Annotated in this window: 1 protein-coding gene; it reads right to left on the bottom strand. The window is 69.2% G+C overall.

Features of this window, described 5'->3' with window-relative positions; translation table 11 throughout:
* Nucleotides 1-1,898 (bottom strand): condensation domain-containing protein (locus ACIQU3_RS36820; RefSeq protein ID WP_403930160.1); only part of this gene is annotated, 1,898 nt, incomplete at its 3' end.
* Between the last annotated feature and the right edge of the window lie 31 nt (nucleotides 1,899-1,929).

The raw sequence follows: 1,929 nt of genomic DNA, 5'->3' as shown, positions 1-1,929 counted from the left end.
ATGAACAACCCCGGCACCCGGTCCGCACCCGCACCGGCATTCATCCGCCCGAACAGCACCGTGCCGAACACGACGTCGTCACGACCACTGACCGTGGCCAGCACCCGCGCCCAGGCCAGGTGGAACACGCTGGCCGGGCTCACGCCGAGCGACCGGGCGACCTCACGCACCCGCCGGCCCACCTCCTCGTCGACCCGCAGGTGGGAGCGCACAACGCCGCTGCCGTCACCGTGCACATCCAGCAGACCGTACGGAGCGGTGGTCTCCTCCACATCGCCCAGCAGATCGGCGAAGTACCGCTCGTGCTCCTCCCGCGTCACGCCCAGCCGCGCCTGCGCCACGAAGTTGCGGAACGGCAGCGGCTCCGGCAGGGAATCCTCCCGCCCGGACAGGAACGCGCCCATCTCTTCCAGCAGCACGTCCTGTGTGGTGTGGTCCTGGACGAGGTGGTGCATGCGCAGCAACGCCAGCCATCCACTGGCCTCGCCCGGCTGTGAGGCGATGTGCACGTCGATCAGCGGCGCACGGCCGATATCCATCCTCGACCCGGCCACCGCAGTCAACTGACTGGCGACATCACTGCTTTCCCGATCGACAGCGACTTCAGTGACCGGCAGGTCGGCCCGGCGGACCACGACCTGGACCGGCTCACGCAGTTGCTCCCACACGATCGCCGTGCGGTAGATGTCATGCCGGTCCACGACCTGCTGAAGAGCCTCGAGGAAGGAATCCAGCCGCTCACGCGAGTCGAATTGGAGCACCCGTGGCACCACATACGCATCCGCACCGCCGCCATCCGCCTGCAACAGGTGGTGGAAGAACAGGCCTTCCTGCAGCGGGGCGAGCGGGTAGACGTCGGCGATGTTGGCCGCGCCCCCAGGTATCTGCTCGATGACGTGCGCCAGCTCGGCCTCGTCGAGATCGACCAGCGGCAGCATGTCCGGAGTGATGTGCTCGGCGTCATGCGGAATCAGGTTCGGCGGCACCACCACCTCGGCGGGACCAGCGGCTGCCGCGAGCCCCGCAGCTGTCGGTGTCTGGAAGAGTGCGCGAACGGAGACGGACACGCCCCGGCTGCGGAGCTGCTCGACCAGTGACACGGCCAGCAGGGAGTGCCCGCCCAGCGCGAAGAAGTCGTCCTCCACACCGACCGCCGGCAGACCAAGGACCTCGGCGAACACCTGGCACAGGATCTCCTCCTGCACCGTCACCGGACCACGCCCCGCGCCCGCCGTGAACTCCGGCGCGGGCAGCGCCTTGCGGTCCAGCTTGCCGTTCACCGTCAACGGCAACGCCTCCAGCGTCACGACCGCCGACGGCACCATGTACTCCGGCAGCCACTCCCCGGCGAACGCCCGCAGCAGCGCCCCCTCCACATCACCCACCACATACGCGATCAGCCGCTCATCACGCACCACCACCGCCACATCCACCACCGCGTCGTGACGCGACAGCACCGCCTCCACCTCACCCAACTCCACCCGGAACCCACGCAACTGCACCTGCGCATCCACCCGGCCCTCATAGACCAGCCGGCCATCAGCAATCCAGCGCGCACGGTCCCCCGTCCGGTACATCCGCGCACCCGCCGGACCGAACGGACACGCCACAAACCGCCCCGCCGTCAGCCCCGCACGATCCAAATACCCCCGCGCCAAACCCGCCCCCGCCACATACAACTCCCCCGCCACACCCACCGGCACCGGACGCAGACCCTCATCCAGCACGAACACCCGCAGATCCGGAAGCCCCACACCGATCACACCACCACGAGCCTCCCCGGGCTCCACGGGCCCCCCGGGCTCCCCGGGCTCCCCGGGCTCCCCGGGCTCCACGGGCTCCACGGGCTCCACGGGGGAATACGTGACGTGAACCGTCGTCTCCGTAATCCCATACATGTTCACCAACCGCGGCCCCCCACCACCATGC

The sequence above is a fragment of the Streptomyces sp. NPDC101110 genome, from assembly GCF_044759525.1.
Taxonomy (GTDB): Bacteria; Actinomycetota; Actinomycetes; order Streptomycetales; family Streptomycetaceae; genus Streptomyces.
This window is presented reverse-complemented; position numbering and strand designations above follow the sequence as displayed.